General features: G+C 51.5%; 1 protein-coding gene. It reads left to right on the plus strand.

The genetic code is table 11. The annotated features are described in order from the left end of the window. Positions 1 to 264, plus strand: a 264-nt coding sequence (locus tag ACN6NF_RS25905) for a condensation domain-containing protein (protein WP_474320327.1), incomplete at both ends; no start/stop codon positions are given.

The raw sequence follows: 264 nt of genomic DNA on the forward strand, positions 1-264 counted from the left end.
CGCTTCCGCAGCAAAAAGCACAGCCGAAATCGATGCACACCGGGGAATATGTCGCTGAAGATCTGGATTGCGAATTCCAGCCAGAGTTGGTTGCGCAGATCGAACGGGTGGCAAAACAAAATCAGGTGACGATCAATACGCTGATTCAAACCGTATGGGGCGTTCTGTTGCAGAAATATAACAATAGTACGGATGTCGTGTTCGGCAGCGTTGTGTCCGGTCGTCCAGGGGATATTCCAGGCGTGGAGCACATGATCGGGCTAT

The organism is Paenibacillus sp. TSM33 (genome assembly GCF_056099025.1).